Here is a 16,307-nt window from a genome sequence, read left to right on the forward strand (position 1 = left end):
GACTCCTGCCGCACGTTGATGAGCAGGAATGGTCGGGTGCGCCGCAGCGACCCGACCATTCCTGCTCACGAAGCGTCAGCCGTGGCGGCGTTCGGTGGAGGACAACAGCTGCTCCACCTCGCCGATCTCCATCGTCTCGGGTGACACGGACTGCAGTGGTTCCGCACTCGGGGCGTGCACCGCGTCGACCAGGCGGTGCATCATCGCGACGGCGTCGTCGACGACCTCGGTGCTCTTCGCCTGGACGCCGTGCAGCAGCCAGTGCGCCGTCTCGAGTTCGTGGTGCACGCGTGCACGCTGTGCGAGCTGGCGGTCGCGTCCGCCGCCGTTCGCCTCGTAGACGCTGAGGACGGTGTCGAAGGCGTCGCGGCGGCCGGCGAGCACCCAGGCGAGGTCCTTCGCCGGGTCGCCGAGCCGCAGCTCGCCCCAGTCGAGGACCCCGGTCACCGCGTCGCCGTCGACGAGCAGGGCGCCGGTGCCGAGCGAACCGTGCACGACGGTCGGCGTGAACTGCCAGAGCTGCTGGTCGCGGGCGGCACCCTCCCAGCGTTCGACGAGCGCGGCCGGGACGAGCTTGGTCGCCACGGCGCGGTCCATCACCGAGACGGCGGAGCGGAGCACCTCGAACGGCGTGAGCGACGGCAGGCCGGCGTCGGAGACGAAGCTCGTCGGCAGCTGGTGGATCGCGGCGAGGGCACGGCCGACGCTGGTGGCGAGGTCGGGGCGCTCGACGAGCGACGCGAGGGTCGGGTGAGCCCCGGCCAGCCGCGTCGTGACGATGGCGCGCGTCGACCCGATCGGCGCCTGGCCGCGGTACTCGGCGACGCCGAACGGCAGGCGTGTGCGGATGCCGGCGCTCAGCGCGCGGATGGCGACGAGGTCGGCCGACTGCCGCGCCTCGGCACGCTGGTTCCGGGGGCGGCGGATGACGATCTCGGTGCCGTCGGCGTCGCGGAGGAGCGCCGACTCGTAGTCGCCGGCCGCGGCCGAGCCGAGCGTGCGCGTTCCCGTGACGAGGAGACCTGGAACGGCCGTCGTCGCCAACGCGGCTAGAGTGAACTGGGATCCCGCCATGCCCCTCAGGGTAGGCGCGTGACGCGTGCACGGCTGCACGCCACGCTGTTCGGCGGCCCGCACGCCCACCGCACGTCTCCTGCACGTCCGCACCCGATCCGAGGAGCTCTCCCGCCGTGACCGTCGAGTTCGCCGCCCGGCTCCCGCTCTCCCGCAACGAACTCGACCGCGACGCCGAGTTCCGCACGACCGACGACGTCGAGCGTGTCCTGCGCGAGGACGAGCACACCCGGTACCTGCCGGTGCGCGGTGCCGAGATGCTCCGGAACGCCGACGGCACCCTGCGCTTCGTGACCGCGACGGAGATCCCGGTCGACACCGTGACCCTGTACCTCGGCCGTGCGGTGTCGGACGCCGCCGATGCCCCGGCGGGTACCCGCTTCGTCGCCGCCCTGATCGACAGCGCGACGGCCACCGCCATCGAACCCGACGACGACGCCTGGCAGAGCCTCCGGATGTTCGGCACCGAGCTCTCGCCGCGCGACCAGGGCCTGGCGGTCGAAGCCGTCGCGATGGCCAACTGGCACGCCGTGCACGGCTTCTCGCCGCGCACCGGCTCACCCACTGCCGTCGTGAGCGGCGGATGGGTCCGGCGCGACCCCGAGGGGCACGACCTCTTCCCGCGCACGGACGCGGCGATCATCGTCGGGGTCGTCGACGCCGACGACCGGATCCTGCTCGGTTCCAACGCCGCGTGGGACGCCGACCGGTACTCGCTGCTGGCCGGGTTCGTCGAGCCGGGGGAGTCGCTCGAGGACGCCGTCCGCCGCGAGGTCTGGGAGGAGTCCGGCGTCCGTGTCGAGGAGCCCGAGTACCTCGGCTCGCAGCCGTGGCCGTTCCCGGCGTCGCTGATGGTGGGCTTCCGTGCCCGCGCAGCCGGCGGTGACCCGACGACCGCCCGCCCCGACGGCGTGGAGATCCTGGACGTCCGGTGGTTCTCGCGCGACGAGATCCGCGAGCGCGCCGGCGACACCCTGCTGCTGCCGGGACGCACCTCGATCGCCCGCGCCATCATCGAGGAGTGGTACGGCGGGCCGCTGGACCTGCCGTGAGCGTCACCGGTCCGCGCGGTGCAACGGGTGCCGGGGCAGTCGAGCCCCGGCCGCCGTCGCCCGACGAACTGCTCGCCGCGCTCGACGCCGAGCAGCGGACTGTCGCCCGCACCCTGCTCGGTCCGGTCGCCGTGCTCGCCGGCGCCGGGACGGGCAAGACCCGTGCGATCACGCACCGGATCGCCTACGGCGTCGCCACCGGGACCTACGCGCCGAACCACGTCCTCGCGCTGACCTTCACGACCCGTGCCGCAGGCGAACTGCGGTCGCGCCTGCGCGCGCTCGGGGCCGGGACGGTCCAGGCGCGCACCTTCCACGCCGCGGCGATGGCGCAGCTCAGCTACTTCTGGCCGGACACCGTCGGCGGGCACGCCCCCAAGATCGTCGAGTCCAAGGGGCGGATGATCGCCCACGCCGCGGACACGGTCGGCATGAACGTCGACACCCCGGTGCTCCGCGACCTGGCCGCCGAGGTCGAGTGGCGCAAGGTGCAGATGCTCTCGCTCGACGAGTACGAGGCCGCCGCCGCCGACCGGGTGATGCCGCGGGACACCACACCGCGCCGGGTCATCGACCTGATGAAGGCGTACGAGCGACTGAAGGACGACCGGCGGCAGCTGGACTTCGAGGACGTCCTGCTGGCGACCCTCGGCATGGTCGAGTCCGAGCCCCGCGTGGCGTCGTACGTGCGGCAGCAGTACCGGTTCTTCGTCGTCGACGAGTACCAGGACGTCTCGCCCGTGCAGCACGACCTGCTGCGGGCCTGGCTGGGCGGCCGTGACGACCTGTGCGTCGTCGGTGACGCCAGTCAGACCATCTACTCGTTCGCCGGCGCATCGAGCGACTACCTGCTCGGGTTCGGGTCGGAGTTCCCGCGCGGGTCGGTCCTGCGCCTCGAGCGGAACTACCGCTCCACCCGCGAGGTCGTGTCCGCGGCGAACACGCTGATGCGCGGCCAGCCCGGCGCGCTCGACCTGGTGGCCCAGAGCCAGGAGCCGGGCCCGGAACCGGTCGTGCTGGCCTGCGTCCACGACGGCGACGAGGCACAGACCATCGCCCGGCGCATCGCCGAGCTCGTCGGGGCCGGAGCGTCCTACGGGGACTGCGCCGTGCTCTTCCGAGTCGGAGCGCAGTCCGCTGCGCTCGAGTCCGCGCTCGGCCGGAACGGCATCCCCTACCGCGTGCAGGGCGGGACCCGGTTCTTCAACCGCCCGGAGGTCAAGCTCGCCGTCCACCACATGCGCGGCGAGGCGATCCGGCAGACCGACGACGAGCTGACCCGACGGGTCCGGCTGGTGCTGCAGGTCAGCGGCTGGACGGAGACGCCGCCGGAGGGCACCGGCGCAGTCCGCGAGCAGTGGGAAGCGCTGCAGGCGATCATGGGCCTGGCCGAGGACGCCCCCGCGGGTACGACGATGCAGCAGTTCACCCAGGACCTGGTGGACCGTGCGGCGACGCACCACGAGCCCGAGGTCGACGCCGTCACGCTCGCGACGCTGCACTCGTCGAAGGGTCTGGAGTGGCCGCACGTGGTCATCGCCGGCGCCGCCGAGGGGCTCCTGCCGATCTCGCACGCGTCGACCGACACCGAGGTGGACGAGGAACGACGCCTGTTCTACGTCGGGCTGACACGCGCCCGCCGTTCCGTCACGATCACGTGGTCGCAACAGGGCTCCACGCGTGGGGGAGCCCGGGCTCCGAGTCGGTTCCTGGCAGCGCTCGGCACGCGCACCGCGGATGGGGCCGGACCGGCGAACGGCTGACCGACAGGTCGTCGCGCTCGAAGACGAGCTGGTCGGGGTCGGCTCGTTGCGTCCGGAGCGGGAGTCGTTCCAGCAGCATCCGCGTCGTGGCGGCGGCCACCGCCGCCGCCCGCCACGGGGACAGCGGTGTCGGGTGCCGCCCCCACACCTGGGCGGCGATGGCCGGCCAGGCCGGGTCGTCGTCGACGCGTGCGTACTCAGCACACTGGAGGCACGGCCCGGCTCCCGGCACGACGAACGGACCGAGACGGACGCGTCCGTCGCCGACGACGACCGCCAGGTGCGGCACACCCCGGCGGGTCCACGCGGCGCGGAGCGCCGGGTCGACGACGTGGTCGGCCACCACCACGGCCAGGCGTGGTTCGGGCTCGGGCAGCACGATCGGCCCTCCGGCGGGCGCGGTGGTGCGGCTGACCGTCACGCCCTCGCCGGACAGGAACGTCGCCACGGCGTCGGCGAGGACACCGGTGCCGTGCACCTCGATGCGTTCGAGCGGCTCGGGCAGGACCTCGACCACCGCGGGCGACGCGGCACCGAGCACACCCGCAGCACGTTCCGGCGAGCACCCCGACGCGGCCGCCAGGCCTGCCAGCACGTCGTGGCCGGTCTCGCGTCGCAGACCGTTGAGGAACCGTTCTTCCCCCGTGCTGGGCACCGCGACGACGGCGCGTGGAGGATCGACCCCGAGCTGGACCGTGGCGGGGTCACGCCAGACGAACTCGAGCGTCGGATCGATGCGGATGCCCATGACCCCACGGTGCCGGAGTGCGCGGCACGCGTGGGGTCACCAGGGGGATCTGTGGAGAACTCAGCGGGGCTGGTCGCCCGTGTCGTTCCCGGGCTCGTCGCCCGCTCCACCCTCGGGGTCGTCGGCCACGCGGCCGGACTCGTCCTCGTGCGGACGCGCACCGGTCGAGTCGTTCAGCAGGTCCTCGAGGGCCTTGTCGAACGCGTCGTCCTCGTCGGTCTGGGACGGGTTCCGCAGCCGTGCGACGAGGGCGTCGGGTGCGTCGACGTCGTCCGAGGTCGGCACCAGGTCGAAGTGCGACCAGAGGGCGTCACGCTCTTCGGCGCCGAGCTCGTCGGTCACCCGCTGCCACATCGCGGCAGCTTCACGCAGACGACGCGGACGCAGCTCGAGGCCGACGAGTGTCGCGAACGCCGACTCGGCCGGGCCGCCGGCCGCACGGCGACGGCGCACCATCTCGGCGATCGCTCCGGCCTTGGGGAGACGGACCGTGGCCGCGGCGGTGACCGTGTCCACCCAGCCCTCGACCAGGGCGAGCATCGTCTCGAGTCGGGCGAGCGCGGCGTCCTGCTCGGCGGTCCGCGGCGGGATGAGGGCACCCGAGGCGAGTGCGTCGCGCAGCTGCTCCTGGTTGGTCGGGTCGATGTCGGCCGCGAGTTCCTCGACGCGGTCGAAGGGGATGTGGATGCCCCGCGCGTAGTCCGTGATGGACGAGATGATGTGCAGGCGGAGCCACCGTGCCGACCGGAAGAGCCGGGCGTGGGCGAGTTCGCGGACCGCGAGGTAGATGCGGACCTCGTCCTCGGAGACGTCGAGGCCCTCGGCGAACTCGGCGACGTTCTGGGGCAGGAGTGCCGCGACCTGCTCGTCGAGGAGCGGTACGCCGACGTCACCGCCGGACACGACCTCCTTCGACAGCTGCCCGACGACCTGGCCGAGCTGGATCGCGAACAGTGCCCCGCCGATGCCGCGCATCGCCTTCGAGACGTCGCCGAGCATCGCCTTGAGCTGCTCGGGAGCACGCTGGTCGATCGCCTCGGTCAGGGCATCGGCGATGCTGAAGGCCACCGGCTCGGCGATCTGCGTCCACACCGGGACGGTCGCCTTGGCCCACTGCTCACGCGTGTAGAGACTCGGGGTCGCGGTCAGCTCGGCGACGGTCGTGACCTCGTCGAGCCACAGCGCGGCGACCTGGAACGCCTGGTCGGCCGCCTGCGAGGTGGCCGGGTCGACGGGGTGGCCGCCGTCCCGAGCGATCGCGCTGGCGCGTTCCGCGGTGGCCGAGAAGTCGATGCCGTCACCGCCGGACTGCGCGGCACGCTGGAGCTGGCTCATCAGGTTCGCCACGGATGCCGGGTCGTTCGGCAGACCGGCGGCACCGGCGAGCTGCGACGGGTCGATCTGCCCCTCGCCCGAGAGCAGCTTGCGCAGCATCTCCTGGAAGTCGTCGTCCGGCCCCGGCTGTGGTTCATCAGGCATGCCGACTACGCTAATCGCTGCTCACGGGGCCGCACCTGGGATGCCCCCGTGGGAACGCCCGAAGCGCTGCGCCCAGGGCGAACAGCCCCGTCGCGAGACGCGGGCGACCACCCTGCCTCCAGGCGCGGGTGCCCACCTCGGAAGGACCCCGCGTGACCCTCTTCGCCCCCGCGCCCCGTCGTCGCTCGCGTGCCCGGACCGTCGGGTGGGCGTTCCTGATCGGCGCGGTCGTGCTGGGACTGCTGGCGAGCCTGCTGCCCAGCCCGTACCTCATCGAGGTCCCCGGGCCGGTCTACAACACGATCGGCACCCAGGAGCAGGGGACGGGCAAGGACGCGAAGGACGTCAAGCTCATCCAGGTGTCCGGCCACGAGACGTACCCGACGGCCGGCGCCCTCGACATGCTCACCGTCGGCATCCAGGGCGACGCCACGAACCGCCCGTCGTGGACCAGCGTGATCCGCGCGATCTTCACCAGGTCGCAGGCGGTGATCCCGGTCGAGGCGATCTACCCGAGCGGCACCACGACCGAGCAGGTGAACGAGCAGGACTCCGCCGACATGCAGGCGTCGCAGCAGTCAGCCGTCGCCGCCGCGCTCATCCAGCAGGGGAACGACCTGCCCACGGAACTCGAGGTCAGCGCCGTGCAGGAGGGCTCAGCGGCCGACGGCACGATCGAGAAGGGCGACGTCATCACGGCGTTCGACGGCAAGTCGCTCACGACCAACGCCGACGCGGTGAGCCTGCGCGAAGCCGTCGCGCAGCACGGCACCTCGAGCCCCGCGACCGTCACCGTCGAACGGGACGGCGCGACGAAGGACGTCCGGGTGACGCCGCGCAGCGAGCAGGGCACGGCGCTGCTCGGGGTCGGCGTCACCGAGCGCTACGAGTTCCCCTTCAAGGTGTCGATCCGCCTGCAGGACGTCGGCGGTCCGTCCGCCGGCATGATGTTCGCGCTCGGGATCATCGACGAGATCACGCCGGGCAAGCTGAACGGCGGAAAGCACGTCGCGGGCACCGGCACGATCACGGCGGCCGGCGAGGTCGGCCCCATCGGCGGGATCCGGCAGAAGCTCTACGGTGCCGCGGACGCGGGCGCCACGGTGTTCCTCGCCCCCGCGGACAACTGCGACGAGGTCGTCGGGCACGTGCCGGACGGGCTCGACGTCTACAGCGTCTCCACGCTCGACCAGGCCGTCACCGACCTGCAGACGATCGCCGACGGCGGGAGCACCGCGAAGCTCGCTCGCTGCGGGTCCTGACCCGGTCCTGAGCCCCCGTACAGGTTCACGCTCGGTCCGGTCCCATAGGATCAGTGTCACTGACGGCCCGCCGCGAGCCGGGCCCGCCGGTCCGACACGTCTGGAGCACATCAAGTGACGACAACCTCGTCCACCTCGGGGCGGCGTTCGCCGCGGGTCCCCATCGTGGTCACGATCATCGTGCTGGCCGCACTGGTGATCGCCTTCTTCATCTTCGCCAGCCTGTACACCGACTACGCGTGGTTCGCGCAGCTCGGGTTCCAGCAGGTCCTCACCACCCGGTGGATCGCCGGGACCCTGATGTTCCTGGCGGGCTTCCTCGGCATGGCGGTCCCGGTCTTCGTGAGCATCGCGCTCGCGTTCCGGTTCCGGCCGGTCTACGCGAAGCTCAACTCGCAGCTCGACCGCTACCAGCAGGTCATCGAGCCGCTGCGGCGCGCCGTGATGATCGGCATCCCCGTGGTCCTCGGCATCTTCGCCGGGCTCTCGACCGCGGGCCGCTGGAGCATGGTCCTCGAGTACTTCAACCGCACGCCGTTCGGCAAGACCGACCCGCAGTTCGGACTGGACATCGGGTTCTACGTGTTCGAGCTGCCGTTCTGGCGCTCGATCGTGGCCTACTCGTCGGCCGTCGTCCTCATCGCCGGCCTCGCCGCGCTCGCTGCGAGCTACCTCTACGGTGCGCTCCGCTTCGGTGGTCGCGAGGTCCGGATCTCCCGTGCCGCGCGCATCCAGCTAGCGGTCACGGCGGCGCTCTACATCGCGCTGCAGGCCGTCAGCCTCTGGCTCGACCAGTACGCGGCGCTGACGAAGTCGAACTCGCTCATCACCGGTGCCCAGTACACCGACGTCAACGCGGTCATCCCCGGCCGCGAGATCATGGCGGGCATCGCGGCGATCGTCGCGCTGCTCTTCATCGTCACGGCGGTCATCGGCCGCTGGCGCATCTCGATCGTCGGCACGGGCCTGTTGCTCGTCGCCGCGATCGTCGTCGGCGGCATCTACCCGTGGGTCGTCCAGCGTCTGCAGGTGAAGCCCTCGGAGCGCACCTTCGAGTCCGCCTACATCGAGCGGAACATCAAGGCCACGCGAGACGCCTACGGTGTCGCCGGCGTCGAGGAACAGAACTACGACGCCACGACCGAGACGAGCTCGGGTGCGCTCGCGAAGGACGCGCAGACGACGGCGAACATCCGCCTCATCGACCCGAAGATCGTCTCCGACACGTTCAGCCAGCTGCAGCAGTACCGGCAGTACTACCAGTTCCCGAAGGAGCTGGACGTCGACCGCTACGACGTCAAGGGCGAGACCGAGGACACCGTCATCGCGGTCCGCGACATCGACCTCGCCGGCCTCAGCTCGGCCGCGAACACGCAGTACAACCGGGCGTTCGTCTACACCCACGGCTACGGCGTCACCGCGGCCTACGGCAACCAGCGCGCGAGCGACGGCAAGCCGGTGTTCCTGGAGTCCGGCATCCCGTCGAACGGTGCACTGGGCGACTTCCAGCAGCGCGTGTACTTCGGTGAGACCTCGCCGCCCTACTCGATCGTGGGTGCGCCGAAGGGCACGAAGGACGTGGAGCTCGACTACCCGTCCGGTTCGGACGACGACAACGGCGGCAACGCGACCACCACCTACGCCGGCGACGGCGGTCCGAGCCTCGGCAACTTCTTCAACCGGCTCGTCTACGCCGCGAAGTTCCAGTCGGAGCAGATCCTGCTCTCGAACGCGGTGAACAAGGACTCGCAGATCCTCTACGACCGCGACCCGATCACCCGTGTGCAGAAGGCGGCGCCGTACCTGACCGTCGACAGCGACGCCTACCCGGCGATCGTCGACCACCGCATCCAGTGGGTGGTGGACGGCTACACGACGAGCGACGCGTACCCGTACTCGCAGAGCCAGAGCCTGTCGGACAGCATCGCCGGCGCCGAGTCCTCGACGTACCGCACCGACCAGGTGAACTACATCCGGAACTCGGTGAAGGCCACCGTCGACGCCTACACGGGCAAGGTGACGCTGTACACGTGGGACACGAAGGACCCGGTCCTGAAGACGTGGCAGAAGATCTTCCCGACGTCGATGAAGCCGGTGTCGAGCATGAGCGCCGAGCTCCTCGACCACGTGCGGTACCCGACGGACCTGTTCAAGGTGCAGCGCTCGATCCTCGGGACGTACCACGTGACCAACGCCAACTCGTTCTACTCGGGCGACGACGCGTGGAACACCCCGCAGGAACCGACCAGCACGGCGACGTCGGACAGTGACGCCGACACCGCGGCGACGTCGACGAACGCACTCGGCGCGCAGACGACGACGACCGCCAACAGGGCGAACCTGCAGGACCCGTACTACCTGACGATGAAGGTGCCGGGGCAGGGGACGGCGTACTCGCTGTACACGACCTACATCCCGCAGCAGTCGGCCGGGGCGAACAACCGCAACGTGCTGACCGGCTACCTGGCGGTGAACTCCGACGCGGGTGGTGCCGGCAAGGGCGAGAAGGCGTCGGGTTACGGCAAACTCACGCTGTTGACGATGCCGAAGACCGACAACATCCCGGGCCCCGGACAGGTGCAGAGCCTCTTCAACGGTGACTCGACCGTGTCGCAGGAGCTCAACATCCTGAAGCGGGGCAACTCGACCGTGAAGCAGGGCAACCTGCTCACGCTCCCGGTCGGCGGTGGGTTCCTCTACGTGCAGCCCGTCTACGTCCAGTCGACCTCGAGTGGTTCGTACCCGCTGCTGCAGAAGGTCCTCGTGGCCTTCGGCGACAAGATCGCGTTCGAGGACACCCTCGACGAGGCGCTGAACTCGCTGTTCGGCGGCGACTCCGGTGCCGCGGCGGGCGACTCCGGCGCGAGCGGCAGCGGTTCCGGCAGCGGTTCCGGTTCCGGTTCCGACAGCGGGTCCGGCTCCGACACGGGGTCCGGTTCCGACACGGGTTCCTCGGGCTCCGGCTCGACCGGCTCGACGGGTTCCGGCTCGACCGACAACGACGCCCTGCAGGAAGCCCTGGCTGACGCCAAGGCAGCCCTGCAGGACCGCCAGGAGGCCTACGCCGACAACGACCTGGTCGCCGCGGCGGAAGCCGACCAGCGCCTCCAGGACGCGATCGAGGCCGCCACGGCAGCCGAGAACGGCAACTGACACACCGTGGCGGGGCACTCGATTTGTGTCCCGCCACGGCCCCGTGTAGGCTTCTAAACGTGCCGCGGGGTGGAGCAGTTCGGTAGCTCGCTGGGCTCATAACCCAGAGGTCGTAGGTTCAAATCCTGCCCCCGCAACCAAGCGTCACATGAAGGCCCCGGTCCAACAGGACCGGGGCCTTCTTCGTGTCCCCACCGCGAGACGCCCCGACGCGAGACGCGAGACGCGAGACGCGAGACGCGAGACGCGAGACGCCCGGCGCAGGACGCCCAGCCGCAGGCCCGCCCGCCGCAGGCCCCCGGGTACGCTCGCCCCATGGCCACCCTCACGATCGCGGCGGCGCAGTTCGCCCCCGTGGACGACCCCGTCGCCAACCTCGACACCGTGCGCACCGCCGCCGTCGACGCGGCGGCCCGTGGCGCGGATCTCCTGATCACGCCGGAGTACACCTCGTACTTCACCGCCGACATCGACGATCGCTTCGTGGCGGCCGCGCAGCCCCTGGACGGTCCGTTCGTCTCCGGCCTGCGCGACATCGCCCGCGAAACGGGCATCGCCCTGGTCGTCGGGGTCGCCGAGTCGGCAGGCACGCCGGAGCGCTTCCGGAACACCCTGGTCGCGGTGCTCCCGTCGGGCGACCTGGCGGCGACGTACCGGAAGGTCCACCTCTACGACGCCTTCGGCTCGCGGGAGTCGGACCGCATCGAGTCCGGCGACCCGGAGCAGCTGCCGGTCTTCGAGCTCGGCGGAGTCCGCGTCGGGCTCGAGACCTGTTACGACCTGCGCTTCCCCGAGGTCACGCGACGGCTCGCCGCTCCCGATACCGGAGCGGCCGACGTCGTCGTCCTCCCGGCGGAGTGGGTGCGCGGCCCCGGCAAGGAGCACCACTGGCACACGCTCCTCACCGCCCGCGCGATCGAGAACACCGTCTGGGTCGTCGGGGTCGGGCAGACGCCGCCGATCGGGATCGGCGGCTCGGTCGTCCTCGACCCGTCGGGCGTCGCGGTCGTTTCGGCCGGCGCTTCGCCGACCACGCTCACCGCCACGATCGACACCACCGTCACCGACGCCGTCCGACGGGTGAACCCGTCGCTGTCGCTGCGGCGCTACGACGTCGCACTGCGCACCCTGCCTGGAGGCCCGGGGCAGCCCTGACGCGTCGGTCGCGTCCCCGACGCGGTCGCGTCTCAGGCGCCGGGGCGCGCTCCGAGGGTCGCCAGGCGTGCGGCGGCGTCCTCCAGGACACTCCGGCGCTTGCAGAACGCGAAGCGCACCAGAGACCGGTAGCCGGAGACCCGGTCCGGGCGGACGAACGCCGAGACCGGCACGCCCGCGACACCGGCCAACGCGGGCAGTTCGAGGCAGAACGCACGGGCGTCGTCGTACCCGAGCGGCGCGGCGTCGGCGAGCACGAAGTAGCCGCCGTCGGGTCGCATCACGTCGAACCCCGCCGCCGTCAGTCCGTCGGCGAGTAGTTCGTGCTTCGCGCGCAGGTCGGCGGCGATGCCGGTGAAGACCGCGTCGGGCAGGCGGAGTCCCACGGCGACGGCCGGTTGGAAGGGCGCGCCGTTCACGAAGGTCAGGTACTGCTTCACCGTCGTGATCGCGTCGACGAGTGCCGGCGGAGCGGTGAGCCAGCCGACCTTCCACCCGGTCGTGTTGAAGGTCTTGCCCGCGCTCGACACCGACACCGTCCGCTCGGCGGCGCCCGGCAGGGTCGCGATGGGCGTGTGTGGGACGTCGAACGTCAGGTGCTCGTAGACCTCGTCCGTGATGATCACCGCGTCGCGCTCGGTGGCCAGGTCGACGATCGTCTGCAGCACCTCGGTGGGCAGGACCCGGCCGGTCGGGTTGTGCGGGGTGTTCACGAGCACGGCGCGGGTGCGGTCGGTGAAGGCCGTGCGGAGCGTGCGCTCGTCGGGCAGGAAGTCGGGCGCGGTGAGCGGGACCGTGACGTGCACGCCGCCGGCCAGCCGGATGAGCGCGCCGTAGGCGTCGTAGAACGGCTCGAAGGTGATCACCTCGTCACCGGGTTCGACCAGCGCGAGGACCGTGGCGGCCAGCGCCTCGGTGGCGCCGGCGGTGACGAGGACCTCGCGGTCGGGGTCCACCTCGAGCCCGTACCACCGCTGCTGGTGCTCGGCGATCGCCGCCCGCAGGTCAGGGGTGCCCCGGCCCGGCGGGTACTGGTTCACGCCGTCGCGGATCGCCTGCACCGCGGCCTCGAGCACCTCGGCCGGCCCGTCCTCGTCGGGGAAGCCCTGCCCCAGGTTGACCGCGCCGGTGCTGGCGGCGAGGGCGCTCATCTCGGCGAACACCGTCGGTGCGGGGACCCCGTCCGGTCCCAGCAGCATCGCTCCGTCGGCGGCTCGCAGCCACGGTCCTGCCTGGCGCATGTGGTTCCCTCCCGTGCGGGCGACGACGCGTCGCGCTGAACGGACCCCAACCTAGCTGTCCGTCCCGCGGCGGACCGGGCCACCGTGTACAGCGCACGCATAAGATCGCCAGGGGTGGCTCGCAGCCTCGCCAGAAGGACCGCTCAGGTGCTTGCGACAGACTGCACGAGCTTGAAAGGAGCACGTCCAGCATGACCGACACCACGCCCAGCGGGCAGGGCGACGACCGCCGTCCGGACGATGCGGCTCCGCCTGCCGCCAGTGAGGACGCCGCAGCAGCGGCCACGAGAGGGAACACGTCGATGCCGAACGACTCCGACCAGCCGGACGAGACCCGTCGCCCGAACCAGGACCAGAACCAGAACGACGAGACGACCCCGGACCACACGGATGTGATCCCGTCGTCGACGGACCACCCGACCGACCGTTACACCGCGCCGTACCCCGCCGTCTCGGGCGACTCCTCGGGTGCGCAGCAGGGCGGCTACGGCCAGCAGACGTCGCCGTACGGACAGCAGCCCCAGCAGAGCCAGAACCCGTACGGCCAGCAGCCCCAGCCGAGCCAGAACCCGTACGGCCAGCAGTCGCAGTACGGCCAGCAGACGCCGCAGGCCCAGAACCCGTACGGCCAGCAGAGCCAGTACGGCCAGCAGCCCCAGAACCCCTACGGGCAGCAGGGCCAGTACGGCCAGCAGCCCCAGAACCCGTACGGCCAGCAGTCCCAGTACGGCCAGCCGGGCGGCGAACGCCCCCGCTACGGCGAGTACGCCCAGCCGACGTCCTCGACCGCTCCGAGCTCGTCCTCCGAGTACGCGAACGCGTCCGCGCAGGCCCCGCAGTCGGCCACGAGCGGCTTCGGTGACGTCGACGGCGCGAACCAGCGCAACGGTCACTACTTCAGCGACGACGCCTCGGGCGCAGCCGCGACCACGACGACCAAGGACCGCTCGGGCCGCAGCAAGCTGCTCCTGCCGGTCATCGCCGCGGTCATCGCCGGTGGTCTGGTCGGCGGCGGTGCCGGTTGGGCCGTCTCCTCGGGCAACGACGGTGGCAGCGTGGTGTCCTCCGGTTCGTCGCAGGGCGGAAACCTGACCGTCAACGACTACGACTCCGCCACCGTGGTCACGGCCGTCGCGGCACAGGCGACCCCGTCCGTCGTCACGATCAACGTGTCCGCGAGCAACGAGGCCGGCACCGGTTCCGGCGTGGTGATGAGCAAGGACGGCTACATCGTCACGAACACCCACGTGGTCACCCTCGACGGCGACAGCTCGAACGGCCGGATCACCGTCACGACCTCGAACGGCAAGATCTACGCGGGCAAGCTGATCGGTACCGACCCGACGGTCGACCTCGCGGTCATCAAGATCGATGCGACGGACCTCAAGCCGATGGAGTTCGCGGACTCGTCCAAGCTCAACGTGGGCGACACCGCGGTCGCGATCGGCGCGCCCCTGGGCCTGTCGAACACCGTCACCGACGGCATCGTCTCGACGCTGAACCGCAGCATCCAGGTCACCTCGAGCGCCCCCAGTGAGGGCGGCGACTCGAACGAGGGCGGCAACGGCGGCTCGGGTCCCTTCGACTTCTGGGGCAACGGGGACAACGGCAGCAGCTCGTCCGCGAACACCACCGTCTCGCTCCCGGTCATCCAGACCGACGCATCGATCAACCCGGGCAACTCCGGCGGTGCGCTGCTCGACTCGAAGGGCCGACTGATCGGCATCAACGTGGCGATCGCCTCGGCCGGCAGCTCGTCGTCGTCGGAGTCGGCCGCCGGCAGCATCGGCGTCGGCTTCTCGATCCCGGCCAACCTGGTCAAGCGGGTCGCGAACGAGATCAAGGACAACGGGTCGGCGACCCACGGTCTCCTCGGCGCAACGGTCGGCGACGCCACCGAGGACGCCAGCGCCACCCAGGTCGGCGCCCTCATCAAGTCGGTGTCCAACGGCGGTGCCGCGGCGAAGGCCGGTCTGCAGAAGGGCGACGTCGTCACGAAGATCGGTTCGGCGTCGGTCTCCGACGCCACCGACCTGACCGCGCAGGTGCGCTTCTTCGCGGGTGGCGCCTCGACGACGATCAGCTACGTCCGCGACGGCCAGACCCGCCAGGCCGACGTGAAGCTGGGAACGTTCGACAGCAAGGGCTGACGCCACCACACGACGGACAGGAGGCCCGGGGCACGACGTGCGCCGGGCCTCCAGTCCGTCACGGGGCGCGTCCCGCGTCGACGCAGGTGGGCGGTTCGGCCTCTTGATAGGCTCATGGTCGCTCTGCGGGGCGGCACCGCCCCGGTGCGTCCCGTGCCGCCAGCCAGCACCCCGAGGTACGCATGCAGTCAGACGGACAGCCCCTGCCGGGCGTCTCGTACGTGATGCCCGTGCTCAACGAGGTCACCGAGGTCCGGGCCGCCGTCGGCAGCCTGCTCGACCAGGACTACACGGGCCCGTTCGAGGTCATCCTCGCGCTCGGGCCGTCGATCGACGGCACGAACGAGCTCGTCGCCGAGATGAGCGCTGCCGACCCCCGGATCCGCGCGATCGACAACCCCGTCGGGTCGACGCCCGCCGGGCTGAACGTCGCGATCCGTGCGTCGGTGCACCCCGTCGTCATCCGGGTCGACGCGCACTCGGTCCTGCCCACCGACTACACGCGCATCGCGGTGCACACGCTCCTCGAGTCCGGTGCGGACAACGTCGGCGGCATCATGCGCGCCGAGGGCCGGACCCCCTTCGAGCGGGCCGTCGCCCTGGCCTACGGCAGCCGTGTCGGGCTGGGTGGCACGCCGCACCACGTCGGCGGCACCGCGGGCCCGGCCGAGACCGCCTACCTCGGTGTGTTCCGACGCGAGCGGCTGTTCGACGTCGGACTCTTCGACGAGGGCATCAAGCGCGGACAGGACTGGGAACTCAACCGGCGGCTGCGCCAGACCGGTGGGACCGTCTGGTTCACGCCCGAACTCGTCGTCACGTACCGCCCGCGGCCGAGCCTGAAGCGCCTGGTGCGGCAGTTCGTCGCCACCGGGCTCTGGCGCGGCGAGCTCGCCCGTCGGTTCCCGGCGAACAACGGCCTGCGCTACTTCGTGCCGCCGGCCATGGTGGCGGCGATGGCACTGGGCATCGTCGCCGGGCTCGTCGGCGTCGTCGGCGCCGTGCTCGGTACGCCGCTCGCCTGGGCGCTGCTCGGGTTCGTGGTGCCCGTCGTCTACCTGCTCTTCGTCGTCCTGGGGTCGATCGCCGTGGCGCGCCGCTCCGGGCTGCCGACGCTCCTCTGGCTGCTCGTCGTGCTGCCCTGCATCCACGTGGGCTGGGGGCTCGGGTTCATCATCGGGTTCCTGACCCGCACGTCCGAGCTGACCACCCACACGGGACGGTGACCGA

General features: G+C 71.3%; 11 protein-coding genes and 1 tRNA gene. 8 read left to right on the forward strand and 4 right to left on the reverse strand.

Features of this window, described 5'->3' with window-relative positions:
• Nucleotides 1-75: 75 nt before the first annotated feature.
• Nucleotides 76-1,074, reverse strand: coding sequence for a phosphotransferase (locus DEJ11_RS04565; protein ID WP_111103138.1), 999 nt, complete (start codon nt 1,072-1,074; stop codon nt 76-78).
• Between the two features lie 116 nt (nt 1,075-1,190).
• On the opposite strand from DEJ11_RS04565, the gene nudC reads away from it, so the two are divergent.
• Together nudC and DEJ11_RS04575 are read left to right on the forward strand one after the other, a co-directional pair.
• Nucleotides 1,191-2,126, forward strand: a complete 936-nt coding sequence (nudC, locus tag DEJ11_RS04570) for an NAD(+) diphosphatase (RefSeq protein ID WP_071405456.1) — start codon at nt 1,191-1,193, stop codon at nt 2,124-2,126.
• Nucleotides 2,123-3,889 carry an ATP-dependent helicase gene (locus tag DEJ11_RS04575; protein ID WP_181433046.1) on the forward strand — a complete coding sequence of 589 codons (1,767 nt, stop codon included), beginning with the start codon at nt 2,123-2,125 and terminating at the stop codon, nt 3,887-3,889. The genes nudC and DEJ11_RS04575 overlap by 4 nt, the downstream gene beginning before the upstream one ends.
• Here the strand turns inward: DEJ11_RS04575 and DEJ11_RS04580 are convergent.
• Both DEJ11_RS04580 and DEJ11_RS04585 read right to left on the reverse strand, forming a co-directional pair.
• Entirely contained in the window at nt 3,780-4,637 is an 858-nt protein-coding gene (locus DEJ11_RS04580) for a TOMM precursor leader peptide-binding protein (protein WP_111029542.1), read from the reverse strand. The genes DEJ11_RS04575 and DEJ11_RS04580 overlap by 110 nt on opposite strands.
• A 60-nt stretch (nt 4,638-4,697) precedes the next feature.
• A complete protein-coding gene (locus DEJ11_RS04585; protein ID WP_111029541.1) occupies nt 4,698-6,116 on the reverse strand; it encodes a zinc-dependent metalloprotease in 1,419 nt (472 codons plus the stop codon).
• Between the two features lie 152 nt (nt 6,117-6,268).
• Between DEJ11_RS04585 and DEJ11_RS04590 the strand changes: the two genes are divergently transcribed.
• The 4 genes from DEJ11_RS04590 to DEJ11_RS04605 all read left to right on the forward strand — a co-directional run bounded on the left by DEJ11_RS04590 (nt 6,269) and on the right by DEJ11_RS04605 (nt 11,686).
• A complete protein-coding gene (locus DEJ11_RS04590; protein ID WP_111029540.1) occupies nt 6,269-7,378 on the forward strand; it encodes a YlbL family protein in 1,110 nt (369 codons plus the stop codon).
• A 165-nt stretch (nt 7,379-7,543) separates the two neighbouring features.
• Complete coding sequence (locus DEJ11_RS04595) at nt 7,544-10,531, forward strand: UPF0182 family membrane protein (RefSeq protein WP_181440798.1); 2,988 nt, start codon at nt 7,544-7,546, stop codon at nt 10,529-10,531.
• A 63-nt stretch (nt 10,532-10,594) separates the two neighbouring features.
• Nucleotides 10,595-10,671, forward strand: a tRNA-Met gene (locus DEJ11_RS04600).
• Between the two features lie 175 nt (nt 10,672-10,846).
• Entirely contained in the window at nt 10,847-11,686 is an 840-nt protein-coding gene (locus DEJ11_RS04605) for a carbon-nitrogen hydrolase family protein (RefSeq protein ID WP_111103137.1), read from the forward strand.
• 32 nt (nt 11,687-11,718) lie between these two features.
• Here the strand turns inward: DEJ11_RS04605 and DEJ11_RS04610 are convergent, their stop codons facing one another.
• On the reverse strand, nt 11,719-12,927 hold the full coding sequence (locus tag DEJ11_RS04610; protein ID WP_111103136.1) for an aminotransferase class I/II-fold pyridoxal phosphate-dependent enzyme: 1,209 nt from the start codon (nt 12,925-12,927) through the stop codon (nt 11,719-11,721).
• Between the two features lie 191 nt (nt 12,928-13,118).
• On the opposite strand from DEJ11_RS04610, the gene DEJ11_RS04615 reads away from it, so the two are divergent.
• Together DEJ11_RS04615 and DEJ11_RS04620 are read left to right on the forward strand one after the other, a co-directional pair.
• Entirely contained in the window at nt 13,119-15,077 is a 1,959-nt protein-coding gene (locus DEJ11_RS04615; protein ID WP_258375330.1) for a S1C family serine protease, read from the forward strand.
• A 182-nt stretch (nt 15,078-15,259) separates the two neighbouring features.
• Complete coding sequence (locus DEJ11_RS04620) at nt 15,260-16,303, forward strand: glycosyltransferase family 2 protein (protein WP_111029537.1); 1,044 nt, start codon at nt 15,260-15,262, stop codon at nt 16,301-16,303.
• Nucleotides 16,304-16,307: the final 4 nt, after the last annotated feature.

The sequence above is a fragment of the Curtobacterium sp. MCLR17_058 genome (assembly GCF_003234705.2).
GTDB lineage: Bacteria > Actinomycetota > Actinomycetes > Actinomycetales > Microbacteriaceae > Curtobacterium > Curtobacterium flaccumfaciens.